Annotated in this window: 32 protein-coding genes; 25 read left to right on the plus strand and 7 right to left on the minus strand. The window is 35.3% G+C overall.

All coding sequences use genetic code 11. The annotated features are described in order from the left end of the window. Positions 1–31 precede the first annotated feature (31 nt). The 8 genes from JOD29_RS04055 to JOD29_RS04090 are packed head-to-tail and all read left to right on the plus strand — an operon-like array spanning position 32 to position 7,706. A complete protein-coding gene (locus JOD29_RS04055; protein WP_124763140.1) occupies positions 32–2,122 on the plus strand; it encodes a phage tail tape measure protein in 2,091 nt (696 codons plus the stop codon). Between the two features lie 10 nt (positions 2,123–2,132). Next, positions 2,133–2,540 (plus strand): phage portal protein, encoded by a 408-nt coding sequence (locus JOD29_RS04060; protein ID WP_124763138.1) that lies wholly within the window; start codon positions 2,133–2,135, stop codon positions 2,538–2,540. A gap of 5 nt (positions 2,541–2,545) precedes the next feature. After that, a complete protein-coding gene (locus tag JOD29_RS04065; RefSeq protein WP_124763136.1) occupies positions 2,546–3,466 on the plus strand; it encodes an XkdQ/YqbQ family protein in 921 nt (306 codons plus the stop codon). Next, positions 3,466–3,717, plus strand: a complete 252-nt coding sequence (locus JOD29_RS04070; protein ID WP_124763134.1) for a DUF2577 family protein — start codon at positions 3,466–3,468, stop codon at positions 3,715–3,717. The genes JOD29_RS04065 and JOD29_RS04070 overlap by 1 nt, the downstream gene beginning before the upstream one ends. A 4-nt stretch (positions 3,718–3,721) precedes the next feature. Further along, positions 3,722–4,147, plus strand: a complete 426-nt coding sequence (locus JOD29_RS04075) for a DUF2634 domain-containing protein (protein ID WP_124763132.1) — start codon at positions 3,722–3,724, stop codon at positions 4,145–4,147. Then, a complete protein-coding gene (locus JOD29_RS04080; protein WP_124763130.1) occupies positions 4,147–5,184 on the plus strand; it encodes a baseplate J/gp47 family protein in 1,038 nt (345 codons plus the stop codon). The genes JOD29_RS04075 and JOD29_RS04080 overlap by 1 nt, the downstream gene beginning before the upstream one ends. Then, entirely contained in the window at positions 5,181–5,804 is a 624-nt protein-coding gene (locus JOD29_RS04085; RefSeq protein WP_124763128.1) for a putative phage tail protein, read from the plus strand. The genes JOD29_RS04080 and JOD29_RS04085 overlap by 4 nt, the downstream gene beginning before the upstream one ends. Positions 5,805–5,828: 24 nt before the next feature. Further along, complete coding sequence (locus JOD29_RS04090; protein WP_124763126.1) at positions 5,829–7,706, plus strand: phage tail protein; 1,878 nt, start codon at positions 5,829–5,831, stop codon at positions 7,704–7,706. A gap of 50 nt (positions 7,707–7,756) precedes the next feature. On the opposite strand, the gene JOD29_RS04095 is transcribed toward JOD29_RS04090, so the two are convergent. After that, a complete protein-coding gene (locus JOD29_RS04095) occupies positions 7,757–8,824 on the minus strand; it encodes an EpsG family protein (protein WP_124763124.1) in 1,068 nt (355 codons plus the stop codon). Between the two features lie 24 nt (positions 8,825–8,848). Between JOD29_RS04095 and JOD29_RS04100 the strand changes: the two genes are divergently transcribed. The 6 genes from JOD29_RS04100 to JOD29_RS04125 all read left to right on the plus strand — a co-directional run bounded on the left by JOD29_RS04100 (position 8,849) and on the right by JOD29_RS04125 (position 11,509). Further along, entirely contained in the window at positions 8,849–9,025 is a 177-nt protein-coding gene (locus JOD29_RS04100; RefSeq protein ID WP_205101629.1) for a hypothetical protein, read from the plus strand. 166 nt (positions 9,026–9,191) lie between these two features. Further along, positions 9,192–9,422 carry a hypothetical protein gene (locus JOD29_RS04105; protein WP_124763120.1) on the plus strand — a complete coding sequence of 77 codons (231 nt, stop codon included), beginning with the start codon at positions 9,192–9,194 and terminating at the stop codon, positions 9,420–9,422. A 108-nt stretch (positions 9,423–9,530) separates the two neighbouring features. Further along, positions 9,531–9,974 (plus strand): phage holin family protein, encoded by a 444-nt coding sequence (locus tag JOD29_RS04110; RefSeq protein ID WP_124763118.1) that lies wholly within the window; start codon positions 9,531–9,533, stop codon positions 9,972–9,974. Next, positions 9,961–10,716 carry an N-acetylmuramoyl-L-alanine amidase gene (locus tag JOD29_RS04115; RefSeq protein ID WP_124763116.1) on the plus strand — a complete coding sequence of 252 codons (756 nt, stop codon included), beginning with the start codon at positions 9,961–9,963 and terminating at the stop codon, positions 10,714–10,716. The genes JOD29_RS04110 and JOD29_RS04115 overlap by 14 nt, the downstream gene beginning before the upstream one ends. A 197-nt stretch (positions 10,717–10,913) precedes the next feature. Further along, positions 10,914–11,135 (plus strand): transcriptional regulator, encoded by a 222-nt coding sequence (locus JOD29_RS04120; protein ID WP_124763114.1) that lies wholly within the window; start codon positions 10,914–10,916, stop codon positions 11,133–11,135. Further along, entirely contained in the window at positions 11,132–11,509 is a 378-nt protein-coding gene (locus JOD29_RS04125; protein WP_124763112.1) for a YhjD family protein, read from the plus strand. Before JOD29_RS04120 ends, JOD29_RS04125 begins: the two co-directional genes overlap by 4 nt. A 58-nt stretch (positions 11,510–11,567) precedes the next feature. On the opposite strand, the gene JOD29_RS20580 is transcribed toward JOD29_RS04125, so the two are convergent. The 4 genes from JOD29_RS20580 to JOD29_RS04140 form a co-directional block, all read right to left on the minus strand. Beyond that, positions 11,568–11,699, minus strand: coding sequence for a hypothetical protein (locus tag JOD29_RS20580; RefSeq protein WP_275579631.1), 132 nt, complete (start codon positions 11,697–11,699; stop codon positions 11,568–11,570). Positions 11,700–11,713: 14 nt separating this feature from the next. Continuing rightward, positions 11,714–11,938: a hypothetical protein gene (locus JOD29_RS04130; RefSeq protein WP_124763110.1), complete on the minus strand. Its 225-nt coding sequence runs from the start codon at positions 11,936–11,938 to the stop codon at positions 11,714–11,716. A 65-nt stretch (positions 11,939–12,003) separates the two neighbouring features. Beyond that, a complete protein-coding gene (locus JOD29_RS04135; RefSeq protein WP_124763108.1) occupies positions 12,004–12,222 on the minus strand; it encodes a hypothetical protein in 219 nt (72 codons plus the stop codon). After that, positions 12,219–13,079 carry a ParM/StbA family protein gene (locus JOD29_RS04140; protein WP_124763106.1) on the minus strand — a complete coding sequence of 287 codons (861 nt, stop codon included), beginning with the start codon at positions 13,077–13,079 and terminating at the stop codon, positions 12,219–12,221. Before JOD29_RS04140 ends, JOD29_RS04135 begins: the two co-directional genes overlap by 4 nt. Positions 13,080–13,286: 207 nt before the next feature. Between JOD29_RS04140 and JOD29_RS04145 the strand changes: the two genes are divergently transcribed. Together JOD29_RS04145 and JOD29_RS04150 are read left to right on the plus strand one after the other, a co-directional pair. Continuing rightward, the gene (locus tag JOD29_RS04145; protein ID WP_124763104.1) at positions 13,287–13,784 is read left to right on the plus strand and encodes a hypothetical protein; all 498 of its coding nucleotides are present in this window, start codon (positions 13,287–13,289) and stop codon (positions 13,782–13,784) included. 14 nt (positions 13,785–13,798) lie between these two features. Then, the gene (locus tag JOD29_RS04150; RefSeq protein ID WP_124763102.1) at positions 13,799–14,047 is read left to right on the plus strand and encodes a hypothetical protein; all 249 of its coding nucleotides are present in this window, start codon (positions 13,799–13,801) and stop codon (positions 14,045–14,047) included. A gap of 441 nt (positions 14,048–14,488) precedes the next feature. On the opposite strand, the gene JOD29_RS04155 is transcribed toward JOD29_RS04150, so the two are convergent. After that, the gene (locus JOD29_RS04155; protein ID WP_124763100.1) at positions 14,489–15,478 is read right to left on the minus strand and encodes an SEC-C metal-binding domain-containing protein; all 990 of its coding nucleotides are present in this window, start codon (positions 15,476–15,478) and stop codon (positions 14,489–14,491) included. 404 nt (positions 15,479–15,882) lie between these two features. On the opposite strand from JOD29_RS04155, the gene JOD29_RS04160 reads away from it, so the two are divergent. The 5 genes from JOD29_RS04160 (at position 15,883) to JOD29_RS04180 (ending at position 19,654) form a co-directional block, all read left to right on the plus strand. Then, the gene (locus tag JOD29_RS04160) at positions 15,883–16,083 is read left to right on the plus strand and encodes a LysR family transcriptional regulator substrate-binding protein (RefSeq protein ID WP_205101630.1); all 201 of its coding nucleotides are present in this window, start codon (positions 15,883–15,885) and stop codon (positions 16,081–16,083) included. Positions 16,084–16,213: 130 nt separating this feature from the next. Further along, positions 16,214–16,891, plus strand: a complete 678-nt coding sequence (locus JOD29_RS04165; protein ID WP_240033587.1) for a phosphopantothenoylcysteine decarboxylase domain-containing protein — start codon at positions 16,214–16,216, stop codon at positions 16,889–16,891. 211 nt (positions 16,892–17,102) lie between these two features. Beyond that, the gene (locus JOD29_RS04170; RefSeq protein WP_124763094.1) at positions 17,103–17,624 is read left to right on the plus strand and encodes a YbaK/EbsC family protein; all 522 of its coding nucleotides are present in this window, start codon (positions 17,103–17,105) and stop codon (positions 17,622–17,624) included. 76 nt (positions 17,625–17,700) lie between these two features. Next, positions 17,701–18,462, plus strand: a complete 762-nt coding sequence (locus tag JOD29_RS04175) for a VOC family protein (protein WP_124763092.1) — start codon at positions 17,701–17,703, stop codon at positions 18,460–18,462. A 22-nt stretch (positions 18,463–18,484) separates the two neighbouring features. Beyond that, positions 18,485–19,654 (plus strand): PstS family phosphate ABC transporter substrate-binding protein, encoded by a 1,170-nt coding sequence (locus tag JOD29_RS04180; RefSeq protein ID WP_124763090.1) that lies wholly within the window; start codon positions 18,485–18,487, stop codon positions 19,652–19,654. A 121-nt stretch (positions 19,655–19,775) separates the two neighbouring features. On the opposite strand, the gene JOD29_RS04185 is transcribed toward JOD29_RS04180, so the two are convergent. Then, entirely contained in the window at positions 19,776–19,976 is a 201-nt protein-coding gene (locus JOD29_RS04185) for a cold-shock protein (protein ID WP_124763088.1), read from the minus strand. A 195-nt stretch (positions 19,977–20,171) separates the two neighbouring features. On the opposite strand from JOD29_RS04185, the gene JOD29_RS04190 reads away from it, so the two are divergent. From JOD29_RS04190 to rbsD, 4 genes are all read left to right on the plus strand, one after another. Continuing rightward, positions 20,172–21,845 (plus strand): formate--tetrahydrofolate ligase, encoded by a 1,674-nt coding sequence (locus JOD29_RS04190; protein ID WP_124763086.1) that lies wholly within the window; start codon positions 20,172–20,174, stop codon positions 21,843–21,845. A 469-nt stretch (positions 21,846–22,314) separates the two neighbouring features. Continuing rightward, positions 22,315–23,298 (plus strand): LacI family DNA-binding transcriptional regulator, encoded by a 984-nt coding sequence (locus tag JOD29_RS04195; protein WP_124763084.1) that lies wholly within the window; start codon positions 22,315–22,317, stop codon positions 23,296–23,298. After that, complete coding sequence (gene rbsK, locus JOD29_RS04200) at positions 23,295–24,170, plus strand: ribokinase (protein WP_124763082.1); 876 nt, start codon at positions 23,295–23,297, stop codon at positions 24,168–24,170. The genes JOD29_RS04195 and rbsK overlap by 4 nt, the downstream gene beginning before the upstream one ends. Further along, positions 24,171–24,560, plus strand: a complete 390-nt coding sequence (gene rbsD / locus JOD29_RS04205) for a D-ribose pyranase (protein WP_124763080.1) — start codon at positions 24,171–24,173, stop codon at positions 24,558–24,560. Positions 24,561–24,598: the final 38 nt, after the last annotated feature.

Below are 24,598 nucleotides of genomic sequence, written 5' to 3' on the forward strand. Positions count from 1 at the left end.
TCTTTTTCTTTTGTAAGAAGGCGGTGAGGACATGGCAAAAAGGGTAATATCCGCAATATTAACATTAAAGGACCAAAACTTTTCTAGTGGATTAAAAAAGGCAGCAACTAATACTGATGACTTTAACAGGATTGTGTTAAGAGCTCGAAATCAAATTGATGGTTTCGCTTCATCTGCATTAAGAAGCTTCAAAAAAGTTAGTTTAGCGGCAGGTACATTGGCCACAACAGGTATTTCAGCTGTAGCAACAGCATTAGCCACAACTGCTTCAGAAATGGATAGTGCATTTAGCAAATTAGAAGCGAGCACAGGCGTATCAGGTGCAGAGCTAGAAGGCCTTGAAGAAATAGCAAAAAACGTCTATAAAAATGGATTTGGCGAAACTTTGCCACAAGTAGTTAATGATTTAGGGATCCTAAAGCAAACATTGGGAACGGTGGACAATAAAACTTTAGAATCTACCCAGATTTTAAGTGCGCTATCTGAAAATATGGATGTTGATTCTGTCGCTAGGGCGTTACGCTCAATGACATCATCTTTCCCAGGCGCTACACAACAAAAGTCATTAGATTTAATCACTAAGACATTGCAAGTTGGTGGCGATGCATCTGGTGACTTGTTAGACACATTCAACGAATATTCAGGGGTAGTAGCTTCAGCTGGAATTGGTATGGATAGTTTTGCGAACATCATGGTAAATGGCGCAAAAGCTGGCGCGAGGAATTACGACGTAGTAGCCGACACGTTGAAGGAATTCAACATTTTAACGAAAACCGGTTCTGACGATACAAAAGCTGCATTTAAAACTTTAGGTTTAGATGCTAACAAAGTTGCGAGTGATCTAGCTGCAGGTGGTGAACGTGGCGAAAAAGCGTACTACAAAACAATGCAAGCTTTATCAAAACTAGACGACGAATCGAAATATTCAGTTGGTGTTGCGTTGATGGGTACGAAATTTGAAGATTTAGAAGCAAAAACTATTGAAGCAATGGGAACTGGAATTGATCTATTAGGTAATTTCGAAGGTGCGACTGCAAAGGCTGGAGCAGCGTTGCAAGATAATTTTGGAACTAGGATGAATAAAGTTTGGCGTGAAATTAAGGTTGGTGCCGTTGATGCATTTAGAGATGCTGGTGGTGGCGAAGTACTAGACAAAATAGCTATAAAAGCAGAAGAATTGGTACCAAAAATTAACGATATGGTTACTGCAGGTGTAGGATTTGCAAAAGCAATCCAAGACAATTGGGGAACAATCGTAAAGGTTATTACTCCAATAGGTTCGGCAATCGGAGCGGTTTATCTAACACTAGGCGCTGTCGGAGTATGGAACGCTGCTGTCGGAGCAATGAACATGTATAAAGCATCTGCATTTGCAACTACCGTAGCCCAACATGGATTTAATGCTGCATTAAAGGCAAATCCAATTGGTGTTGTTATCACTGTCATCGGTTTATTAGTTGCTGCAGGTGTAGCACTTTATCAAAACTGGGATACGGTGAAAACAAAAGGCACTGAACTATGGGGAATGATTAGGTCAAACCCTATCACAGCCTTCCTAACACAACCAATTCAGAACGCTATTAATATGGGGGTTTTCCTATATCAAAACTGGGATACGATTAGAGCAAAGGGCGGAGAATTGTACACGAAAGTAAAAGAGGTTTTTGGTGGGATTTACGATTGGGGTCAAACCAAAATCCAACCTGTCGTATCATTCTTCCAAGGTTTATCGGATAAGGTCGATAGATTCAAAGGCTCTCTTAGTAACTTCAAGCTTCCAGATTGGGTCTCTAAGGTAGGTAGTGTTGTAGGTGGTGGAGTATTCAAAGGTGTCTTCGATGGCTCTCACGCAAACGGCTTAAACTATGTTCCTTACGACGGCTATGTTGCAGAACTTCACAAAGGCGAAATGGTCATTCCAGCTCGTCAATCTGAACGCTTACGTCAAAGCGGTGCAAACATCGGCAATGTAGATCGTGTAGCAACTACAAGCAATGTAACAACGAACAATAGTAATAGCTCAAACAATATCAATATCACTATAAACGCACAAGGCACTACAGCTCGTGAAGTCCTAAATGAAGTCGTTCCACAATTAAAATTAGTTTTAGCAAATATGTAGGAGGTGCGACATGGATATAACATTTTCTTCTGAAGATAGAAAAGAAGTGCTGAAACTACCCATTGTGCCTCCCGATTTGCAATGGGATAGACCAAACAATAATGTCACTCTGGAAACGATTAACGGAGAAATTAGACTAATCGGCAAAAAGAAACTAATGTCACTAAGCATAAGCTCTTTTTTCCCGAACAAAGAATACAATTTTGCTAGAAGTAATGTAAGAGGTAGATATGCAGTCGGTTTCTTTGCAAAGTGGAAGAATTCAGGTAAACCAATTCGAATGGCTATCACCAACGACAATCGCGAAACATTGCTTAGCATTTTGGTTAGTATCGACAACTTTAACCATGGTTTTGACAGAGCTGGCGATACTACATATACATTAGATTTAACAGAATACATCAAGTTGAAAGTGTGATGATCATGCATAAAATTTATGTGAATAACAACGAAATCACACCAATCTGTGGAGGGCTCGAATGGTCGAGTAACGTTGATACATTAGGGGTACAACTTTCATTTATCGTTGCATATTACGAGGGTAAAGAATATGTGAAGCCGGGTGATATTGTTCTTGTAAGAGAAAACCAGAATACGATTTTTGTAGGCGTCGCAGTTACTGTTGATATTGATGGTCGTACATCTAGAAGCGTTAAATGCTTTGATTTCGCCTTTTATTTAAATAAGAGCGAAACAATCATACAATTTAAAAATCAAACAGTAAGTAGCGCTATACAAGAACTGTGCAAACGATTTAATGTTAAGTCCAATGTTGTCTCAATCCCGTTGAAGGTCAAGAAAATCTATAAAGATGAAAAGGTAAGCGACATAATAAAGGATTTACTTGAACAGGCAAGTAAGAAAACGGGCATTAAATATCGAATGGAAATGCGTAGTAGTACACTGTTTATCGAAAAACAAACGAATTTAGTTGTAAAGGCTGCAACTGATTACATTATGAATCCACAAAGAAGTTTATCTATCGAGAACATGATTAACAGCGTCATGGTTGTTTCAGATAAATCGGATGTAATTAAAGTATCGGCAACAGCATCTTCTTCCACAAACATTAAAAAGTATGGTCTTTTGCAAATGGTTGAATCATCCGATGCAAAAAATAAAGCACAAGCACAGAATTTAGCAAATCAACTGTTGAAGCAGTTTAACAAAGTAGCCGAGACCGGAAGTGTGGAGTTGCTAGGCAATGCAAATGTAAGAGCCGGCCGAATATTAAAGTTAGTTGAGCCAGTAACAGGATTTAAAGGCAATTACTTAATTAAAAGCGCAAACCATAAATCAAGTGGTGGTATTTACACAATGCAGTTGAATTTAGAGGTGATTTAATGAATGATCCATTAGTTGAATTTGCTTCATTGTTCAAGGAACGTGAAAATAAAACTCAGGAGCCGTTCGTTATCGGTACAGTTATCGATTTATCTCCACTAACCATTAACGATGGAGAAAACATACTTTTAACAAGCGAAGATTTAATCATGGCTTCTGGATTGCAAGCCTCATTAATAGTTGGTAATAAAGTGATTATGATTCCATCAAACAGCTTGAATTTGTACGCAGTTATTTGCAAAGTGGGGTGATTAGATGTTCCCAGAACTAACAACTTTAGAAGAAGAGATTGTAGAGACTGACCGTGTGTTTAACGGGAGGTCTTTTTTATTTGATTTCCAAAAAAACGATTTTGTTTACCGTAATGGAAGTTTGGTAGAAGTCGAAGGGAAAGAAGCCTTAAAAGTGTGGATTGAAAAAGTAATTCGCACTGAAAAATTCAGATTTTCAATCTATGAAGATATCGATTATGGTGTAACGATTGAAGATCTATTCGGTAACAACCTTCCACAAGAATTTGTTGAATCAGAACTAAAACGTGAATTGACAGAAGCGATTATAGTTAATCCGTATATTGAAGATTTAACAGATTGGAATTTAATTAAAGAAGGCAGTAGATGGACAATAGGATTTACGGTAGTAACTTCCGACGAGGCCTTTGAAATGGAGGTGGCGGCTTAATGGCAGTAGAAACAATTCACAATGAAATGTTAACCAATATCGATAATAAATACGATAAATCGAACGGCTCATTTGCCTACGATATTACAAAGTCTGTTGCTGTTGTAGTTAATAAACAAGAAGAAAAGATTGATAGCGTTCTAAATAAAGTTGATGTTGAGAAATTAAATGGCGAAGAATTAGAGAAATTTATCTTCCAACGTACAGGCATTGAACGTAAACAAGCAACATTTGCTACCACAACTGTAACAGTGACAGGTGTACCATTTGCACGAATAAATACTGGAGATTTGTTCGCAGCAAATAATTTGTTTTACCAAGCAACACAAACTGTTGATTTGGATGCAAGTGGTAAAGCGAATGTGGAAGTACAATGCCAAGTAGCTGGAACCGTTGGGAATGTACCATCAGGAGCAATTAATTCATTTCCAATCACATTATCAAATATCCATACGGTTACAAATCCATCCACGGTTTCAAATGGTTACGATAAAGAAATTGATGCGGATCTAAGAAACCGTTACTACGAAAAATTAAGGTATCCGGGGAAATCTGGAAATAAACATCATTATCGTGAATGGGCCTTGTCTGTACCTGGTGTCGGTAAAGTAAAAGTGTTTCCTTTATGGAATGGACCATTAACAGTGAAAGTATCGGTTGTGGATGCAAACAACAATCCTGCACCTCAGGAATTATTAAATGATGTTTTTGCCTTCATAGAAGAAGAAAGACCATTCGGGGCAATCGTCATTGTGGAAGCCCCAGTACAGATAAGCGTTAATATAACAGCCACTTTAACATTGGCAAATGGTTATGGTGTCACTAATGCATTAGAATCCATCTCACAAAAAGTAGACAGTTATTTAAAATCACTTATTTTTGAATCTGATTATGTGAGCTATTCGCAAATTGGTAAATTGATATTAGAAGCGGAAGGGGTTGTGGATTATAGCAATCTATTAATTAATGACTCCGAGACTCATTTAACAATTGGAGAAAATGAAATTGCAGTTCTAGGGGAAGTGTCGGCATCATGACGACTAAACAAGAAATTATTAATAAACTTCCTAGTTACGAGAGGAATTCAGTACTTCTTAATGAAATCTCGGGTTCGGTTGCTAAAAAGATTGACGATATATCTTCGAAAGTTGACCGACAAGAGAACGAATTATTTATTGATTCTGCATCCACAGCATTAGCCTTGCACGAAAGAGACTTAGGCATTGTTAATAATCCTTTAATGTCGAACTCACTTCGTAGATCGTTAATCCAGGGGAAATACAAGGCAACCTTACAACCCGTTACAGAGCAATCATTTAAGAACGTTGCTGCATCATTTTCGACAGCAGAAGTAACGGTCAAAGACACTGATACGGTTGGTGTTTATGAAATTGAATTTTTAGGAAGAGAAGGATTGCCGAACGATACGGACAGCTTATTGAATACATTAGATGATTTCATTCCAGCGCATTTAGATTATCAAATTCAAATGATTATGTTAATGGCTTCTGAAGAAACAAGATACATTACTAACGCTAGTACAGGTGAAGTTGTTACGGTTTATCCTTATTCGCCAACAGAAATCAATGTTTCCTCTTATTCAGCTATGAAAACCTCTATAGTTGATGGTGAAGAAATTACTGTATATCCAATATAGATTTAGAGAGGGAGTAATAACACAATGGCAGAATTTTATACAATATTAACCTCAATCGGTTTAACTAAATTAGTAAATGCCCAGTTAACGGCTGATAAGTTAAACATTACGCAAATTGCAGTAGGGGATAGCTTAGGATCATATTATGAACCAACACAAAATTTAACTAAACTTAAAAATGAAAAATGGCGTGGTAACGTAACGAACGTATCACAAGACCAAACTAATCCTAATTGGATTGTGGCCGAAGTCGCGATTCCTTCTACTGTTGGTGGATGGATGATTCGCGAAGTCGGCCTTTTTGATGAAGTTGGAGATTTAATTGCGGTTGGTAAATATCCTGAGACTTACAAACCTATCGCTGCTAACGGTAGTGTAAAGGATTTAATCATTCGGATGATTGTGGAAGTGAATAATGCTAGCAGTGTGGAATTGAAAGTTGACCCGACTATTATTACAGCTAGTCGGAAGTATGTTGATGATAAAGTGGCAGTAAGTAGTCAGCAAATAGAAATATTGAAAAGTTTGCGTATTAATGTTTTGGATTTCAATGCAAAAACAGATGGAAGCGACAACTTAACAGCATTTCAGTCACTTTCAGATTATGTAAATAATTTGCCGGTATTAGTTTCGTCTGTAGAAATCGAATTCCCTAGAGGTGAGTTTACTTATTCGGGTGGTCTAGTCTTTAAACGACCTACGAAGCTAGTGGGAGTACTAGGTACTGTACTTAATTACACTGGTACGGCAAAAGCAGTTGAGTTTGGTAAACCAGATTTAACTATATCTACTTACGATAACGGTATTTATGCTATACAAGACATAGCATTTACTGGTGGACTCACTATGACGCATGGTATCTACTTTAATAATTTCCTTACGATGACACGCTTAAATAACGTTCGATTGGTTAACTTTGGGAATCCTAACGCTTTCGGAATTTGGTATAACGGGAACAACTGGGATTCAGTTATGTTCGCTTGTGAATGGTACAGTGATATTTCTACGAAACAAAATTGGGTACGTGTATACAATAACGGAATTAATTCAACAAGACTGCGTGTGCTGTACTGTTTAGGAACCAATCAAAGCACAGACAGAGGTTTTGGAATTTGGTTAGATGGTGCTTGTAGTGAAGTTGCACATAGTAAAATCGAAGGTTTCGCTCCAAATATTCGTGTTGGAGCACTATCGCCACAGACACGTATATTAGACACATATTTCGAAACAACAAATAATGGCGGTTGTATCCAATATGGCGGATCTGTAGATGAAAGTGGAGCTGGAAACTATGTGGTTGGATTACAAATAGTGGGTTGTTATGCAAATATGCATAATACAGATTTTATTGCTACAACAAGCCATTTCCTTGAGCCGACAACTGATCAAACAGGTTTACAATATGCAAAAGTTGAAAGGAATCATATAGTAGGAGCCGACAGGGAAATAGTAAAACAAAACTCTCTGGGTAGTCAAATTGGGAATGAAGCTAGTGGAAACACAGGAGATTTTACTGCTATTAATATAAATGGAAGTGGATGGTCAGGTAATCAGGGGAGTGCACCGACTTTTGAAAATAAGAAAGACGGTTCTTTATATTTAAACTTAAAATCTGGATTAACAGCTAGTCAGTACATCGGGTTAACAGCAAAAAACTACGATAACAGTCAGTTATTTAAAGTTGAAAGTAGCTCGGTTATTAATAGGGTTGACCACTATGTTAAAGATGACAGAATCATGGCTTTAAGACGTGACGAAGGAATAGAAAGTGTAAAAGGATTGTTTAGAATAGCGAAACAAAATACTGCATCTGTAGTTGCAACAGGAACAATATTTGAAGACACAGACGGTAAATTGAAATATAAAAACTTGGCTGGGACTGTTGTGGATTTAACGTTGTAATTGTCAGAATGCGATTTGAAAAATAAAAACCCTACATTAATTTGTAGGGTTTAAAATAAAAATAAATTGTAATATTTAATCGTACCTGTTAAAAATCCTAACACGATAAAGGATACTAATGCACATGTAGTAATCGGCCAAAAATATTCTTTTCTTTTTAATATAGGGTACCAAATGATTATTGGAATTAAGAACCAAGAGTATCCAGCAATCCTATCAGAATAAGCAACAAATCCCATTAATAAATAAACGGAATTAAACGCAATGTAGTATTTTATAAGATTTTTATAGTTATCGTCTTTATAATAAAAATAATATGCTAAAAGGCTTAACACTAAAAAGATAAAGCTATATAGTAAAAAGTCCGTTCTATTCCCTGAATATACCGATAATGCAGAGGAAGATGCGTATACATCAATTTTTGGCACAAAATTTAAAAACGGAGTAAGGATGTAAGTTTGCAGATTCAGTATAAAAGCGAACGCAAGCACAAACCAAGTCACGACTAAAAATTTAAGGCTCAAGTTATACTTTGTTAAAACAAAAACTATTACAGCAAAAGGAATGGCTGTCCAATGGAAAAGAGATGCGGCAATTAAAAAAAGAATTGATCTAAATTTCACTTTACCGTCAAAAAATGAGAACGTTAACGCTAAGAAAAGGAATGAAATCGATAAGCCCTGTCTCAAAGCCATAGTAGTATAACTATAAAAGAATACGTATGTTGTATAAGAAAACAAAACAATTACAACTTGCCATGGTAAAAACAGTTTGTTTAAAAATTTCATAAATCCGAATAAGAATAAAAACCAAATAATAGCCAAATACAAATATGATGAATCTGTAAAGATGGCTACACACCATTGAAGAATAGTCCAAAAAATATCGAATGGAGAGTTTTCTAGAAGGTAACTTAACTCTGTACCAGTTGACCGTTTAAAACTTAAAATGTACATTGAAGTGTCGTGAATCTGCTCGCGAAAAATTATATTGCGAGAAACAAAAAATAAAATAATGAAAGTTAACACTTTCGCATTAATGTCATTATTTAATATCGTATTAGGTTTGGAGATAGACATTAAAATGAGTAAGAAAATTAGGACAAGGTAAAACGTCATAAGTTAACTCCTTTGTTAAGAAACATGAAAAAAATAACAACTGTTAATAAAGCAAGAAAAAGTGAGCAAGAAATAGCTAAGTATTTCATTGGTTTTGATTTTTTTGATAAACGCTCAAGTTGTTTAAGAACAATACCAATTAATAAAGAAAAGATTAATATCAATAATAAATTCATTTGTATGCCTCCTTGGACAATCTAATTATATACAATTAGAAAGTGAGAGGGAAGGGTGGGTTTATTTTGCCATAAGTAATGAATATTAGTCCCGTATTGTTGAGTAACTATGAAAATAGTAAAATAGCAAAAACTTATTAAAGGTAAGTCCTTCCCTTTGTCGAATTAAGTAGATGAAAGGAGGGGTTATAATGTTTGATAATGTAGATATTTATTTGTATCCGGTTCAAGTAGAACAATCAAGCGGTATTGAAGTTACCTATTTTTGGGAAATTAAAGTTTCTGACATAAATGGAGAAATATATGTATCTGCTGAAGAAAAAAGTTTTGGTATTAATATCCCTTGGGTAAAGAGTGAAGAGCCGAATAAAGAAAGAGCGGTATTTGCACTCTCTGGCATTTGTCATAACAGAAGTAAATAAACTAACTTTTAAAGAAGCACTCTCAAATGAGGGTGCTTTTTATATTTCAATAAGACCTAAGAAATGCACTGTGCCGAGCAGTGATATAAACATTGGGTAGGTGTACAAATGGAAAATAAAATAGCATTAGTAACTGGAATTTTAGGTGCAATTGTATCGTATATGTTTGATTTAGTGGGGGTAGCTGTGTCTATCCTCATTTTATTTATGCTTGCAGACTATATAACTGGGTTAGTAGCCGCGGGCATAAATAAAGAGTTAAATAGTCGAGTAGGATTAACAGGTTTTGCTAGAAAAATGTACATTTTAGTGTTGATCGGAATGATTTATGCATTAGAATTTACAGCTAGCCATTATGCGGAATTTGATATTTTTGGTGGTTACATAGGTGATGGTGCAGCTTTTGCTTATATTGCCATCGAATTCATTTCAATCGCAGAGAATGGCGTGAAAATGGGTGCTCCTATGCCTCCTTTTGTGAAAAACATATTAAAAATTGTAAAAGAAAAAGCTGGATTGAAAGAAGAAGGTGATCAAAATGAAAACAACTGAAATCGAACTTCATCCTGGGCATTGGGAAAATGAAAACAGTGGGGCAACTGGCATTATTAAAGAGGTGGAAGAAGCTCGAAAGGTCACTAAACGAGTTTATGAAATATTAAAGGCATCGAAAGTTCCAACAACTTACTTCGAAGATAATACATCCACCAACCAATCACAGAACTTAAATACGCTTGTTAAGGAGCATAACAAGGACCAAAACGGATTAGTAGTTTCAATTCATTTTAATGCATCTGGCGGAACAAGTGATAAAGGTATTGGAACCGAGGTTCTATACTACGATCAAAAAGAATTAGCGGAGAATGTAGCGAAAGCCATTTCGAATGTAAGTGGGTTGAAAAATCGAGGAGCTAAACAACATAAAAATTTAGCTGTATTAACTCAAACTTATGAACCAGCGATACTAATCGAAGTTTGCTTTGTTAACGACAGCACAGACGTAGCACTTTATCGCAGGGACTTTGAGAAAATCTGCTACGCAATCGCAAAGGAATTAGCTGTTTACCTAGGTGTAAACATCGAAGAAGGTGAAAAAGAATTGCAATTCACTAGCCCAACATTACGAAAAATGTATGAAGAACGTTTAGCTTCACCAGGTACGGCAAAGTTATTGGATGATGCAGCTGTGGAAGTACTGGGGTATAAATCGAAGTTAATTAACGGACGATTATCTGATGGCGATCTAAACGCTATGGCCATTGAATTAGCCGTACATTTTGCAAAGAAGTGTTAAGTTTATGTAAATCGTCTTGAAAATTAATACAGAATTTGTAATATGTTAATTAGATACGAATGCCATACACGTATTGTGAACTAAATGAGGAAGACCGCATTTCACTTAATTGTGAGTGCGGTCTTTTATTATTTGCTAAAACAGGAACATTTGTTCTATAATCATTTCATATAATAGGAACGGTTGGAGGTGTCGGGATGAAAGGTCAATTACTGAAAGCGCAAGAACGAAAGCAACTTGTTGATATTATGTACATATCCAAAACGGGCGAAATCACTAAAAGACGCATTAAAATTTCAAAAGTCATAGGAGATAAATTTACTGCTTATTGTTTCACCAAACATTCGTCTCGAACTTTTATTATTGAAAACGTACTCGCATTGGTCCCATTAGTTCGAAAAGAGCGTGAAGTGATATGATTGATTTCCAAGTAGAAGAGTTGATACATAGACAAATTATTATTAATTTAACCATTCGAACATTAGAACGCGAGCGGAAACATCTTGATGATCTAAAGATGAAAAACGCTTTTAATCTTTGGATAGATAAGCAAGTGAAAGAACTGCAACAACTGTTACGTGAGATAAAATCGGATTTGGGGAAAAAAGGAGTTAAAATCCAATCCGAAGAAATTGATGGAGTATTTACTGTTTATACTATCCTTGATAAAGGGAAGGATTATGAACGAAGATATTCTAATGTTGCTTTACGAAATTGGTGTGAAGAGGAAGTTAAAAGGGTGCTTGGATTAGAGCATCGAGATACTGAAGACGGAATGAAATCGCCAGGTTGATAATCTGGCGGTTTTTTTACAAACAAAAAGCCACTCAAAAGAGTGACTTACTTTTATTTTAGTCTTCCATTTCTTCAAGTATTTCATCTAACCCGTATTCGATGCCATGCTGATAACCACGTTTATAGAAAAATACGCACGTAGCCCCAAATATTCCGATTAAAATGAAATCCCCAATGCCTAAAAGCATTTATCCACTCCTTTTTATAATTCGATTTCAAAATCTTTCGGATCGTATTTCTTTTCTTTCTTCACTTTTTCTATTATAGATAAATCCTCCAGAGCACCACCAGTTAATTGGTCAGCTTGTATTAAGCGTTTAACATAAACACTAAAACTTTTTTTCGTTTCTGCGTATGCTAATAATTGCATTTCAACTTCATCTGATAAATCGAAACTAATTGATTTTATTTTGCGATTTTCCTTCATTTAGTGCCACCCCTTCACAAACCATATAAAAATAGTTCGTGAAGAGGGAGATGATTTCCTTTATATTACAAGAAACTCTCCATTGCTTCTGCATCATTGAAATCAATATCATCCACTTGTACAGTTGTTGTAATTAAATTTCCAACTTGCATTAAATCATCGTAGATCAATCTCTTTAAATAACGACTGCGATTACCTTTTTTATTTAGATGTTCGAATAACTTACTTTCTGTTTCATCTTCTAAGTTCAGTGAAATTGGAACAATTTTTCTGATATTACTCACTTAAATGCCCCCTTACCAAGAGTGTAAAACCCAACTGCGTTTGCAAATGTTGCAGGAACGGTCATAAAATCGTACTCTCTACGTAGTTTCGGTTGGACGGCTTGCGCATTAGGGAATTGTTTTTGAATGTAAGGAAGAATTGTGTCTGTTACACCACCACACACGTAGACTTCACTATCTTTTTTCCATTTAAGTTTTGTTGCGTGTTGATAGATTGCTCTGGCTACCGCATCTAGATCCTTCTGATTTTTAAGTGTTTCCATTCCAACGCTCATAGTTCCTGAAGTGTGGTGAATGTAGTGCTTTTCAAAAACGGTTGCCATGTTAACTGTACCTGAACCTATGTCAATGATTTTAGCGGAGTGCATTGAAGGATTTGACCAAAATGCTGCAGAACCTTCCATTGCAACTTTGGCATCTTTTATTTCAAATTTGATACGTTGCCTATTCACAGTAAAGTCGTGTTCTCCAATAATCATGTCGATGATTTTTATTTTTTCTCCAGCTTTGTGCATGACAATCGGTTGACCTACAACAACGTAGATGGAACTTATATCTAATGAATATTTAGTGATGTACCTATAGATAGCGAGTAGTATACGAATCTTTGAATCCTCATGAGCTTTTGTATCCCCGTAAGTTGCCCCTGTTCCAAACTCATTCTCATAAATAGCGATGGTACCAGCGTAACCTTTGCGTCCGTCAATCTCGAATTCCATATCATCTTGGCCAAAAGTTTCTTCAACATCCCTTTCAAACCAATCGCAAATGTTTGTTCGGAAAGTGTCGACACCGTGAACTCCAGCAACCTTCGCTTTGTAATTGCCCGCATCAATACCAAGAATCAATTTATCCATTTCATTCTCCTTTCGTAATACGAATGTAATACATGTTATGGTTGAAAATAATAATATATTACACTCGTAATACAGAATATTTCGGTGGGGGAGTACATAAAATGAATCATCCTTGGGAATCTTCAGGGAACGTCTAGGGAATGTAAAGGTAATCTATAAGTCTAGGAATCATTCCTTAAGAAAAGTTGGGCGAGGGAGGTAAGAGAGGTGCAAAAAGAGGAGCGAAAAGTTCGGTCTGATAAAAAAATTGATGTTAAGCCGACAGTATCCATCATTTTGAAAAATCAACTATTCACACTTTCTCAGTTGTTCGACGAACCAGTCAAAGACGTTGCAGAACATATTTGTAAAGAAGCTGCAAATTCAAAATTTATAATAGAAGATATTTGTAAATGGTTCAGACGAAATTACTTTTATAGAAATACGGTTGCACTTGGAGATCCAAATAGGCCAAAGCTAAAAATAAAGTCGAGAGGGGAAACAAGCAAAGTAACTATTCGATTCAAGCGAAACGACTACGATGTATTATGTAATTTAGCACACGCATTAGATATCACCCCAACATCCACAGCTGGAGTTTTAATAAGGATGTCCATAAGAAATCCTAAATTCATGTCAGAGTTTGTCCAAATGTATTTTTCCCATTTGGGTGAAGATAGAAAAAGGAAAATTGATTTATTTTTGAAGGGCATTCATGAAAATTAAAAAGGAGTGTAAAATTGGGCCTAATTAGCGTTGTAGGTACTGTATTTGTTGGAGGATATATTGTATGCGTACTGGCTGGAAAGAGAGGAATTTTAACCGACATCATAAGTTTAGGAATTGATGTAGCGAATGGAATGGTCGATAAGTATGTTCATGATCACGATATCAATGTAAAAGAAAAGGTTAAACAGATTGAAATGAAACGAGTGAAAGTTGAACAAGTAAAAGATGAAGAACCGGGGAAATACGAATTGTATCTTTAAAGAAAAAAGTCACTCGAATTTGAGTGACTTTCTTCATTATTATAAAGATAATAAAATACACCTGCCCGTACATTTTCTTTTGTACCTCATTAGTACCCCAAATGTACCCCGATTAATAAAACTAGAATAAGTTTAAATGGAAAGTATATAATGCTAAATGTTTTAATAAATACTGATTACATCAACTTCTACCTACTTTATAAGTCTAAAATAAATAAGATATACAATAATTGGTTACCATAGAAAGACAGCTCCTATTTATTAAGGGCTGTTTTTTCATTTATATTAAGAAAGCACCGTTTATATTTATTGTTCATTAACGTTTTGGTACGAGAATTATTTGTAAACTGATAAAATTAACATGTTAGCAATTACGAAAAAAGAGTGAGAATCAAGTCATTATTGACTTGAACCTCACTCTTTTTTTAATTAGCTTTTAAATTAAACTGTAACTGTTTCGAATTCTAATAACTCTTGATAATATTTATTCAATGATGAAGCAGATACACTAAAGTTCTCCGCTATTTCTTTCACAGTAAATGTAATACCTTCAAATAAATCGCGTTCTTGACCAAAACGAATAGCACCTGCAGCGATAGCAGAAGCTTTTCTTGCTTTTGGTTGTTTCTCTACTAGGTAATCTTGCACAATTTCAATTACTCGTTCAGTTGGTAGATTTCGTTCTTGTAAGAATTCTTTTATTTCATCAAGAACTTGTGATTCAAAAGAAGTGAACTCTTCACCACTATAGCCTGACTCTACTAGATGCACCCAGAAATCTAAATGATGATTTTGTAAAAATTCTTCAACAGATTCAATAGAAGAATCCTTATATTGTTTAGCGAATGTATCAAAGGCTTGCTTGTATTGCAGAGGGAAGAAAATTAGCGTAGATACAGCTAAATAATGGCCTACTTTCCCTGAACCATCTGGTAAGACAAAGGCAAATATTTGCATGCCATCTGGAATCGCCTTTTTTGATTCGCGACGTATATAGATGACTTCACCAGTTATTGAATGTTTTGCAGTGAAATAAGTTTCTTCAATGTGCTCTACTTGTCCGATAAACATAATGGGTTGATCCCAACTTTTTAAAACGTCAATCGTTGCTGGACGAATCATTTTTTTCATCGTACGTTTTAAATAGTTAGTCCAAATATCCTTACGTTGATGGAAGAAAAAGTCGTCAAGGGCAACAGATTCAACTAATTCACGTTGTAAATGATTTTGAAGTTTTGGTAGCCATTGTTGTACGAGCTCAAAAAACTCTCGTACATCTTTTCTTTCAGGGTATCCATTATAGAATGTTTGAAGAACTGATTCAATCTCCTCGAAATATACCTCTTCAATTGATATTTGCTGTTTTCCTTCACAGCATTTTTTGTACTTTTTGCCACTGCCGCATGGACATGGTTCATTACGACCTATCAATAAAAACACTTCCTTCTACATATTTTAGTGCAATAATTACGCCGACGCGTAATGGATTACATTAAATACTGTGTACTAATAATAATAACTACTGTCATAACAGATGAAAAATGATTGTTTATTTCGAAGAATTTGAAATATCCGACAAAAAATATTTACATAGTTCAATTTATCATTTTAGAACTAAAAAATCAGCCTTAAAAGAAAAAATTAGGCTGTTTTTTCAGGTTGTATTTTTTAATGTAAATTTGAAGGAGATGAAACTCAATTTTTTGAGCAATCAGATTTCCTCCAAAAATTGATAAACCACCAAAGATCAATCTAATGTGAGATCTTCTCCTAAGAAAATTACCGCGAATAAACTGCAAAGATTGGTTCTAACGAAAATATTAATCCTGTATGTGTTGCGGATTAACGATATTGAGGCTCATGGGATCAAACCAAATATACGGTTTCAACTCTCAGATGAGGAAGGTATTTTATCGATGGTCGAACATAATTTAGGAATTACTATTTTACCAAAGCTCGTCTTAAATCATCTTCCGCAAAATGTACAGGCCATACCGATAAAACAAGAAAGCTACCTTACAATTGGTTTATGTTAAAGCAACAAAAATCACCAGCTACAAAGAAATTTGTCGAAGTCTTAATAGATTGGCTTTCAATTAATGAAAATCTTACCAAGTTAGAGTAAACTATAATTAATAAAGATAATTTAAACTAATGGGTGATTGTGTGGCAAATTTAGCAAATAAAAAAATATTAATTACTAGTGGAGGAACACTAGAGAAATGGGATCGTGTACGCGGTCATACAAACTTATCAAAAGGAACAATGGGCTGTTATTTAGCTGAAGAGGCACTTGCGTCAGGTGCAGAAGTAATCTATTTACACGGTTATTTCGCTCAATTACCAGAACATAAAGATTCCATGAGATTGGTTATGTTTGAAGGGATAGAAGATTTGGGGAACAAAGTAAAATCAATCGTACAATCTGAACACATTGATTTCGTAATTATGGCAGCAGCTGGATCGGATTGGGTAATTGATCAGGTTTATGACCAGTCGGGAAATTTAATGACGGAAAAAGGGAAAATGCCATCTGATGAGCCCCCAATTATCCATTTTAAAAAGGCACCTAAAGTATTAGGCCAAATTAAAGGGTGGGCACCAGAAACCACACTTGTAGGATTTAAATTAGAAGCTACGGATAACATTGATTACTTAATTGACCGAGCAAAATTGCGAATGAATTCATCCGATGCACATTTTATGGTAGCAAACAGTTCGAATTCACTATATGGTGTCAATGAACCACATTTCATTGTATCGTCCACTGGTGAAGTGGTACGTGTAGAAGGGAAACTAGATACGGCAGTTATGTTAATGAAATTACTTGCAGAAGCAAAATAACTTTTGTAATTGAAGGACAATAGAAATTAAATATCCTTCATATTTATTGAATTCCAAATCTTCTGTATATTATAGGGAATAATAAAAGAATTCATCATGACTTCTTAATAGGAAAATTTAAATTCCTCTTAATGACATAATTAAGGACAACCGTTGACTTAACCGTGATTTGTAGTGAACTGTGTCTTTCTAAAAGGAAAGGAATGTTGAAATGTCTATACTAAGTGTACGTGAACATTTAAAAAATTTTAATCGAGAACAAGATATTTTAGAATACGAACAAAGCAGTGCAACAGTAGAACAAGCAGCTGTAGCATTAAAAGTAATTCCTGCTCGTATTGCCAAAACATTATCTTTTAAAGATCCAGACGGTAATGCTTTTTTAGTTGTGACAGCAGGTGATGCAAAAGTAGATAACAAGAAGTTTCGCGCACAATTCGAAATAAAAGCAAAGATGTTAAATGCAGACGAAGTTGTAGAACAAACAGGGCATGTTATTGGTGGGGTATGTCCTTTTGGATTAACAAAAAATTTAGATGTATTTCTAGATATTTCATTAAGAAGATTCCAAACGGTGTTCCCTGCATGTGGAAGCATCAATTCTGCAATTCAACTAACTTGTGATGAGTTAATGGAATATTCAGGTGCGAAATCTTGGGTAGATGTCAGTAAAGATTGGGATGAACTATTAACTGAAACATCAACTGAAGAAGAGAAAACGGTAACGAACTAACAGTTGTTTAGTTCGTTCCTAATCAAACCTAATGTTAATAATAATTTAAGAGTGCTAGATTGAGAGGGAAATTACTATGTATAAATTAGATCACATTGTTCATTTTGTTGACAAACCTGAACAACTTGTTGAAGAAACAAAAAAAATCGGCCTTCACACAGTGGAAGGTGGGAAACATGAAATTTGGGGAACCTATAATTCATTATGCTACTTTGGTCTATCTTACATTGAATTTATAGGGATTTTTGATAAGGAGTTAGTTGAGAAATCTGCTTTAGAACCTTACACATTACATGCGTCATTCATAAAAAGGAATCAACAAAATGGGTTTACACGGCTGGCGATCAGAACAAATGAAATTGAGAAGGATGCAGAGAAATTTCGTGCTGCAGGACTTGAAGTATATGGACCTGATACATTTTCGAGAACTCGACCAGATGGTACGGTTTTGACATGGAAACTTCTCCATTTTGGTAAAAAGATTCTTCCTTTAGATTATCCTTTTTTTATTCAATGGGAAGGTGCTGATGAAGAGCGTTATAATGAATTAGAGAAAAGTGGGACTATTGCTGAACATTCACTTGGAAATCTAAAAGTGGAGGAAATCTCCTATGCAGTTGAAGATTTATCAGTTGCAAAAGAATGGGCAGAATTGTTTCATTTTGAGTTTGAAGAGGGCGACTCGTTTATTAAATTAAATGCGCCAAATTGTATTTTTGGATTTTATCAAAATCAGAAAGAAAAACAACAAAACGAAATTTTCGAAGTTACGATTTCTGGAGCGAATGAAGAAAAAGTAGTAGTAATTGAAAAAGCATATTATAAATTTATCAAATAAAATAATGAATTAGGGGGATCTCTTGAATTTTAAAACTTACATTATACCTATAATTTATTCGATTTTGATATTGGTTGTCTTATGTTTTTTTACTTTCTTCTTATTATTTTTCTTTACTTTGTTTGGTCAAATCCATTATATAAGCTTGATTATAACCATAGCCATCTTAATATATGCTCTACTACTGGCTAAAGTTTTTCAATTTTTGAATACAAAAAAACGTAAAAAGGCGTTTGGAGTTGTAGCAATTGTAGCCATTCTTCTCGCTTCAATTCTACCAATCTATCATACATTGGACGCAAAAATCCCAACTGTTGAAGCAGAGGTGAGTATCTATGATTATATTCCATACACTCACGATTCAAAAGTTGTAACATTAGATGAAAAATCGACTTTGCAACTATCTGGAACTTTACCGAAAATTGATGGGGCAACCGCACTTTATCCGCTGTACTCTGCTATTGTTCAAGCAACTTATCCAGAAAAGCAATATGAACCGTACGATAGTGAAATCATGGTAAATACTACGCCGAATGCATATGACAACTTATTTAACGGTACTGTTGATATGATTTTTGTTGCTGCTCCATCAAACTCACAAATGAATAGAGCAGAGCAACTGGGTCTTGAGCTTGAACTAACTCCAATAGGTAGGGAAGCGTTTGTATTTTTTGTACATCAAAAAAATTTGATTGATGGGTTAACGATGGGGCAAATTAAAGATATTTATTCTGGAAAAGTAAGTAATTGGAAAGATGTTGGTGGAGCTAATGATTCCATACGTGCATTTCAACGTCCTGAAGAAAGTGGTTCACAAACAGCCCTTCAAACTCTGATGGGAGATACACCAATTATGGAAGCGCCAACTGAAGATATAGCCTCGGGAATGGGTGGCATTATTAATCAAGTTGCTCAATATAAAAATTATAAGAATGCCATTGGATTTACTTTCCGGTTCTATTCCACTGAAATGGTAAGAAATGACCAAATAAAATTGTTGAAAATCAATGGTGTTGAACCAACAAAAGAAACAATACGAAATGATGATTATCCAATTTCTTCTGAATTTTACATCGTAACAGCTGGAACAAAAAATCCAAACGTGGAGAGATTAATCGATTGGGTGCTTTCGCAACAAGGACAACAATTAATAGAAAAAGTTGGTTATGTGCCTGTAGGAAAAACTGATTGATCTAACTTACTCAAACAATAAATAGAGCTAGCCATTTATTTTCAAAATTGTTGGCTAGCTCTGTATTTATAATTTATCTTCATAAAAAAACCAGCCTTGCAAATTGTGACTGGATGGTAATTTATAATTTCAATACGTTGGTGGCTTGTGGACCGCGATTTCCTTCTACTAGATTGAACGAAACTGCCTGTCCCTCTTCTAGTGTTTTGAATCCTTCTTCTCTGATACCAGTGAAATGAACGAAAACGTCTTCGCCATCATTGCTTTCTATAAAACCATAGCCCTTCTCATTACTGAACCATTTGACTTTTCCTTGGTGCATAGAGGCGTTTTCCTCCTATTCGTATTAAAATGGCATCCGATGAATTGAGAAAATTAGACAATTACGTATAAATTATACATCGGTTATCTAATGTTGTCAACATTTTGACAATTATAAAAATGTGGATAATGAAATCCATTAAAAGTGTTAAGCTATTAGAGTAACAAGAAATAATTGAAAGTAGGTAATTACTTCATGACAACCTTAAAACCACTCTCAGATTTAGAAATTGCGCGAAATGCCAATATGAAACCAATAACTGAAATAGCGGAAAAAGCACAAATACCGCTTGATGCAATAGAACAATATGGACGCTATAAGGCTAAAATAGATACAAATCAAATCAATCTAGATCCAACTGGTAAAATCGTTCTAGTCACAGCAACGAGTCCAACTCCTGCAGGTGAAGGTAAATCAACAGTGACTGTAGGATTAGCAGATGCACTAAAACGACTTGAACAAAAAGTGATTGTAGCATTAAGAGAGCCATCATTAGGACCTGTAATGGGCATTAAGGGTGGAGCCACTGGTGGGGGCTATGCGCAAGTTTTACCTATGGATGATATAAATTTGCATTTTACAGGAGATTTGCATGCTATAACAACGGCAAATAATGCCTTAGCAGCTCTCATTGATAATCATATACATCAGGGGAATGAATTAAACATTGACCCTAGAAGAATTATTTGGAAAAGGGTAATGGATTTAAATGATCGTGCCCTTCGAAATGTATTAGTTGGATTAGGGGGACCGACACAAGGTGTTCCTAGAGAAGACGGTTTTGATATTACTGTTGCATCTGAAATTATGGCTATTTTTTGTTTAGCCACAAGTATTGAAGATTTAAAGTTACGGTTAGCGAACGTCCTAATTGGCTACACATATGCGAAAGAACCAGTATTTGTAAGAGATTTAGGTGTTGAGGGTGCGCTTACTCTATTACTAAAAGATGCTTTTAAGCCAAATTTGGTGCAAACAATTGAAGGGACTCCAGCTATAATTCACGGTGGTCCATTTGCAAACATTGCCCATGGATGTAACTCAATTGCGGCAACTCAAACTGCACGCAAGCTAGCAGAAATCGTTGTGACAGAAGCTGGTTTTGGTGCAGATTTAGGTGCAGAAAAATTTATGGATATTAAGTCTCGACAAGGTGGTTTTGGACCTGATGCGGTCGTGATTGTAGCGACAATTCGTGCACTAAAAATGCATGGTGGTGTGGCCAAAAATAATTTGGTTGAAGAAAATGTACCAGCATTAACGGTTGGAATCGGGAACTTAGAAAAACATATTGAGACAGTCCGACAGTTTGGAGTTGAACCTATTGTTGCTTTAAACCGCTTTATTACGGACACGGAGGAAGAAATTCAAACAGTTTTACACTGGGCACAAAAACACCAAATTCGTATTGCTCGTACAAATGTGTGGGAAGAAGGAGGAGCAGGTGGAATCGAACTTGCGAACCATGTTTTGGAGGTACTTGCACAGCCTCAAAATTTTGCACCTTTATATAACTTAACGGATTCGATCGAACAAAAAATTAACACAATTGTACAAAAAGTATACGGTGGTAAAGGTGTACAATTTACAGATCGTGCTCGGAAACAACTAGAACAAATTGAAAAATTCGGTTGGGACGGACTACCTATATGTATGGCGAAAACACAATATTCCTTATCCGACCAACCAAATTTATTAGGAAGACCTGAAGGATTCACCATTAATGTTCGTGAAATCATTCCAAAGTTGGGTGCAGGATTCCTCGTTTGCTTAACAGGAGAAATTATGACGATGCCTGGTTTACCAAAACAACCTGCAGCACTAAGAATGGACGTAGCAGAAGATGGAAGTGCAATTGGATTATTCTAATAAATTTATTATGTAAAGTAAAAAATCTGGCCACAGTTGGCCAGAATTTTTTTGATTTTGTGGCTAAAAGGGGATAATAAAGACGTAAATGGATTGATTTTTTATTAGTGTATTGAAGCTCAAAATCAGATAAATTAACTTGTGAAAAATAGAAAAAACATGTTGGTGAAATGTAGTTGGAAAACTCTGGCACACAGTATTTTACATATTAGCTTATATAAATTTCTGAAAAATAAAACTTTAATAAAACTCATATTTAGTATAGCCTGAAAGAATGAATTATGTCATACTATAAAAGGTTTTTAACAACAAAGCTTGATAGATTAACAACTTTATATTTTTTTAGCAATGTGGAACCGGTTTCATAAAAAATATATTCCTCAATTAATCAATGTAAGAGAGGCATTTAACACTAATGTGGAACCGGTTCCATATTAGTATGGCATATTGTTTCGAAATGAGTGAATACATGGCGACTATAAGTGATGTTGCAAAATATGCAAATGTATCAGTATCTACAGTGTCTAGATATTTAAATGGGAAAGGTTATGTCGGAGAAAAATCTCGTAAAGCAATTGAACATGCTATTCAAGATTTAAATTACGTACCTAATGAAGTGGCTAGATCTTTATCAACTAGGCAGTCAGATTTAATTGGGTTAATTATTCCGGATATTAAAAATCCTTTCTTTCCAGAGTTGGCTAGAGCAGTAGAGGACACAGCTTTTAAATATGGGTATACAGTTATTCTTTGTAACTCTGACGAACAATTAGAAAAAGAGCGGCATTACATGCAAGCATTAACAAAAAAATATGTAGCAGGAATTATAATAACTTCTCTTTTTCAATATGAATCGAATCCGATTTCAAACATTCCAGTAGTAGCATTGGACCGTCCGATTAATATGGACATTCCAACAGTTACAACTAACAATATTGAAGGTGCAAAAATTGGAGCCAATCATTTAATTGATTGTGGAGCTACTAAACTGCTTTATATGAAAGGTCCTGTAAATATTACTTCATCAGAGGAAAGACTTGAAGGGTATTTACAAGCAATACAAGGAAAAGGAATAGAATCTCATCTTATTGAAAGTCCATTTGAATTTGATGCTGCGGAGGCTATTGCATTTGAATATTTACAAAAAAACCCCTCGATTAATGGGATTTTTGCAAGTAGTGATGCATCAGCCATTGGAGCGATGAAAGCAGCCCTTCGGTTAAATAAAAAAGTACCAGAAGATCTTCAAATTGTTGGTTTTGATGGGATTCAAATTGGTAATGTTGTTACACCTACTTTAACAACTGTAGCTCAAAATATTTATGAACTTGGAGAAACAGCTACAGAGATGTTGATACAACAAATTGAGGGGAAAACATTACCTTGTACCTCAGTACATATCAATCCTCAACTAATAGAGAGAGATACAACGAAAAAGGAGCATAAAAGGTGATTACAGTTATTGGGAGTATCAATATGGATATTGTAGTTCAAACAAACATTTTTCCGAAACAAGGAGAAACTGTACTTGGAGAATTATTTACAACAATTCCAGGTGGAAAAGGTGCAAACCAAGCAATTGCAGCCTCTAGATTAGGAAGTAATGTGCAGATGATTGGGGCAGTAGGGCAAGATAGTTTTGGTACAGAATTATATGAGAACTTAATAAATGAAAACATTAATGTAATAGGCATTACAAAAACAAAGAACACTACTGGGATTGCAAATATTTTATTACACGAAAATGATAATCGAATTATCGTCGTGCCTGGTGCAAACTTTGACGTTAGTAAAGAAATGGTTGATGCCAATTTAGAAATGATTAAACAAAGCAAACTAGTTATGCTTCAATTAGAAATACCGGTTGAAACGATTGAATACGTATTAAGTTTGTGTGAAGACTATCAGGTTCCAGTTCTATTGAATCCAGCTCCTGCAGGAAATTTCAAAAAGGAATGGATTGAAAAAGTTACATATTTAACTCCTAATGAAACAGAATGTGAAGAAATTTTTGGAGCCAATTTTGAAACGGTATTATCACAATATCCAAATAAAATCATTGTGACATTGGGTAGTGAAGGTGCGGCTTACAGTGACGGAAAAAATATTGTTCGTGTCCCTGGCTTTAAAACAACCGCCGTGGATACGACAGGAGCAGGTGATACATTTAACGGTGCACTTGCGTATGCCATTTGCTCAGGTATTAATTTGAAAGACTCTGTTCGATTCGCGAATATTGCTGCATCAATATCTGTTGAAAAGTTTGGTGCACAGGGCGGAATGCCTAATCTTGAAGCAGTAAAAATGCGCCTAGGAGGAAATTAAATGAAAAAGCATGGCATTCTAAATAGAGAACTAGCTGGCCGCTTTGCAAAATTAGGTCATACAGATCGGATTGTTATTGCAGATTGCGGTTTACCCATCCCTGATGGTGTTCCATGTGTTGATTTAGCTTATAAATTAGGTGAACCTTCATTTCTTTCAATTTTAGAAGTGGTGTTAGAAGACTTAGTTGTAGAAGCATCTGTCGTTGCGGAAGAAGTTAAAACAAAAAATGAAAGGGTATCTTCTTATCTAGAAGAGAAACTTTCATCCATTGAATATGTCACACATGAAGAATTCAAAAAATTAACGAAGGAAGCAAAATTAATTATTCGTACTGGTGAAACAACTCCTTATGCTAATGTGATTTTACAATGTGGTGTCATTTTTTAACTTAATCAGAGAGAATAACTTTCGGAGTGTGAACAGTG

The organism is Lysinibacillus composti (assembly GCF_016908465.1).
GTDB lineage: Bacteria > Bacillota > Bacilli > Bacillales_A > Planococcaceae > Ureibacillus > Ureibacillus composti_A.

What these genes read in the sequence shown, in the direction of transcription:
- JOD29_RS04055 (WP_124763140.1), top strand. Translation starts at nt 32, where the DNA reads ATGGCAAAAAGGGTAATATCCGCAATATTAACATTAAAGGACCAAAAC.
- JOD29_RS04060 (WP_124763138.1), top strand. Translation starts at nt 2,133, where the DNA reads ATGGATATAACATTTTCTTCTGAAGATAGAAAAGAAGTGCTGAAACTA.
- JOD29_RS04065 (WP_124763136.1), top strand. Translation starts at nt 2,546, where the DNA reads ATGCATAAAATTTATGTGAATAACAACGAAATCACACCAATCTGTGGA.
- JOD29_RS04070 (WP_124763134.1), top strand. Translation starts at nt 3,466, where the DNA reads ATGAATGATCCATTAGTTGAATTTGCTTCATTGTTCAAGGAACGTGAA.
- JOD29_RS04075 (WP_124763132.1), top strand. Translation starts at nt 3,722, where the DNA reads ATGTTCCCAGAACTAACAACTTTAGAAGAAGAGATTGTAGAGACTGAC.
- JOD29_RS04080 (WP_124763130.1), top strand. Translation starts at nt 4,147, where the DNA reads ATGGCAGTAGAAACAATTCACAATGAAATGTTAACCAATATCGATAAT.
- JOD29_RS04085 (WP_124763128.1), top strand. Translation starts at nt 5,181, where the DNA reads ATGACGACTAAACAAGAAATTATTAATAAACTTCCTAGTTACGAGAGG.
- JOD29_RS04090 (WP_124763126.1), top strand. Translation starts at nt 5,829, where the DNA reads ATGGCAGAATTTTATACAATATTAACCTCAATCGGTTTAACTAAATTA.
- JOD29_RS04095 (WP_124763124.1), bottom strand. Translation starts at nt 8,824, where the DNA reads ATGACGTTTTACCTTGTCCTAATTTTCTTACTCATTTTAATGTCTATC.
- JOD29_RS04100 (WP_205101629.1), top strand. Translation starts at nt 8,849, where the DNA reads ATGAAAAAAATAACAACTGTTAATAAAGCAAGAAAAAGTGAGCAAGAA.
- JOD29_RS04105 (WP_124763120.1), top strand. Translation starts at nt 9,192, where the DNA reads ATGTTTGATAATGTAGATATTTATTTGTATCCGGTTCAAGTAGAACAA.
- JOD29_RS04110 (WP_124763118.1), top strand. Translation starts at nt 9,531, where the DNA reads ATGGAAAATAAAATAGCATTAGTAACTGGAATTTTAGGTGCAATTGTA.
- JOD29_RS04115 (WP_124763116.1), top strand. Translation starts at nt 9,961, where the DNA reads ATGAAAACAACTGAAATCGAACTTCATCCTGGGCATTGGGAAAATGAA.
- JOD29_RS04120 (WP_124763114.1), top strand. Translation starts at nt 10,914, where the DNA reads ATGAAAGGTCAATTACTGAAAGCGCAAGAACGAAAGCAACTTGTTGAT.
- JOD29_RS04125 (WP_124763112.1), top strand. Translation starts at nt 11,132, where the DNA reads ATGATTGATTTCCAAGTAGAAGAGTTGATACATAGACAAATTATTATT.
- JOD29_RS20580 (WP_275579631.1), bottom strand. Translation starts at nt 11,699, where the DNA reads ATGCTTTTAGGCATTGGGGATTTCATTTTAATCGGAATATTTGGGGCT.
- JOD29_RS04130 (WP_124763110.1), bottom strand. Translation starts at nt 11,938, where the DNA reads ATGAAGGAAAATCGCAAAATAAAATCAATTAGTTTCGATTTATCAGAT.
- JOD29_RS04140 (WP_124763106.1), bottom strand. Translation starts at nt 13,079, where the DNA reads ATGGATAAATTGATTCTTGGTATTGATGCGGGCAATTACAAAGCGAAG.
- JOD29_RS04170 (WP_124763094.1), top strand. Translation starts at nt 17,103, where the DNA reads ATGTCTATACTAAGTGTACGTGAACATTTAAAAAATTTTAATCGAGAA.
- JOD29_RS04175 (WP_124763092.1), top strand. Translation starts at nt 17,701, where the DNA reads ATGTATAAATTAGATCACATTGTTCATTTTGTTGACAAACCTGAACAA.
- JOD29_RS04185 (WP_124763088.1), bottom strand. Translation starts at nt 19,976, where the DNA reads ATGCACCAAGGAAAAGTCAAATGGTTCAGTAATGAGAAGGGCTATGGT.
- JOD29_RS04190 (WP_124763086.1), top strand. Translation starts at nt 20,172, where the DNA reads ATGACAACCTTAAAACCACTCTCAGATTTAGAAATTGCGCGAAATGCC.
- JOD29_RS04195 (WP_124763084.1), top strand. Translation starts at nt 22,315, where the DNA reads ATGGCGACTATAAGTGATGTTGCAAAATATGCAAATGTATCAGTATCT.
- rbsD (WP_124763080.1), top strand. Translation starts at nt 24,171, where the DNA reads ATGAAAAAGCATGGCATTCTAAATAGAGAACTAGCTGGCCGCTTTGCA.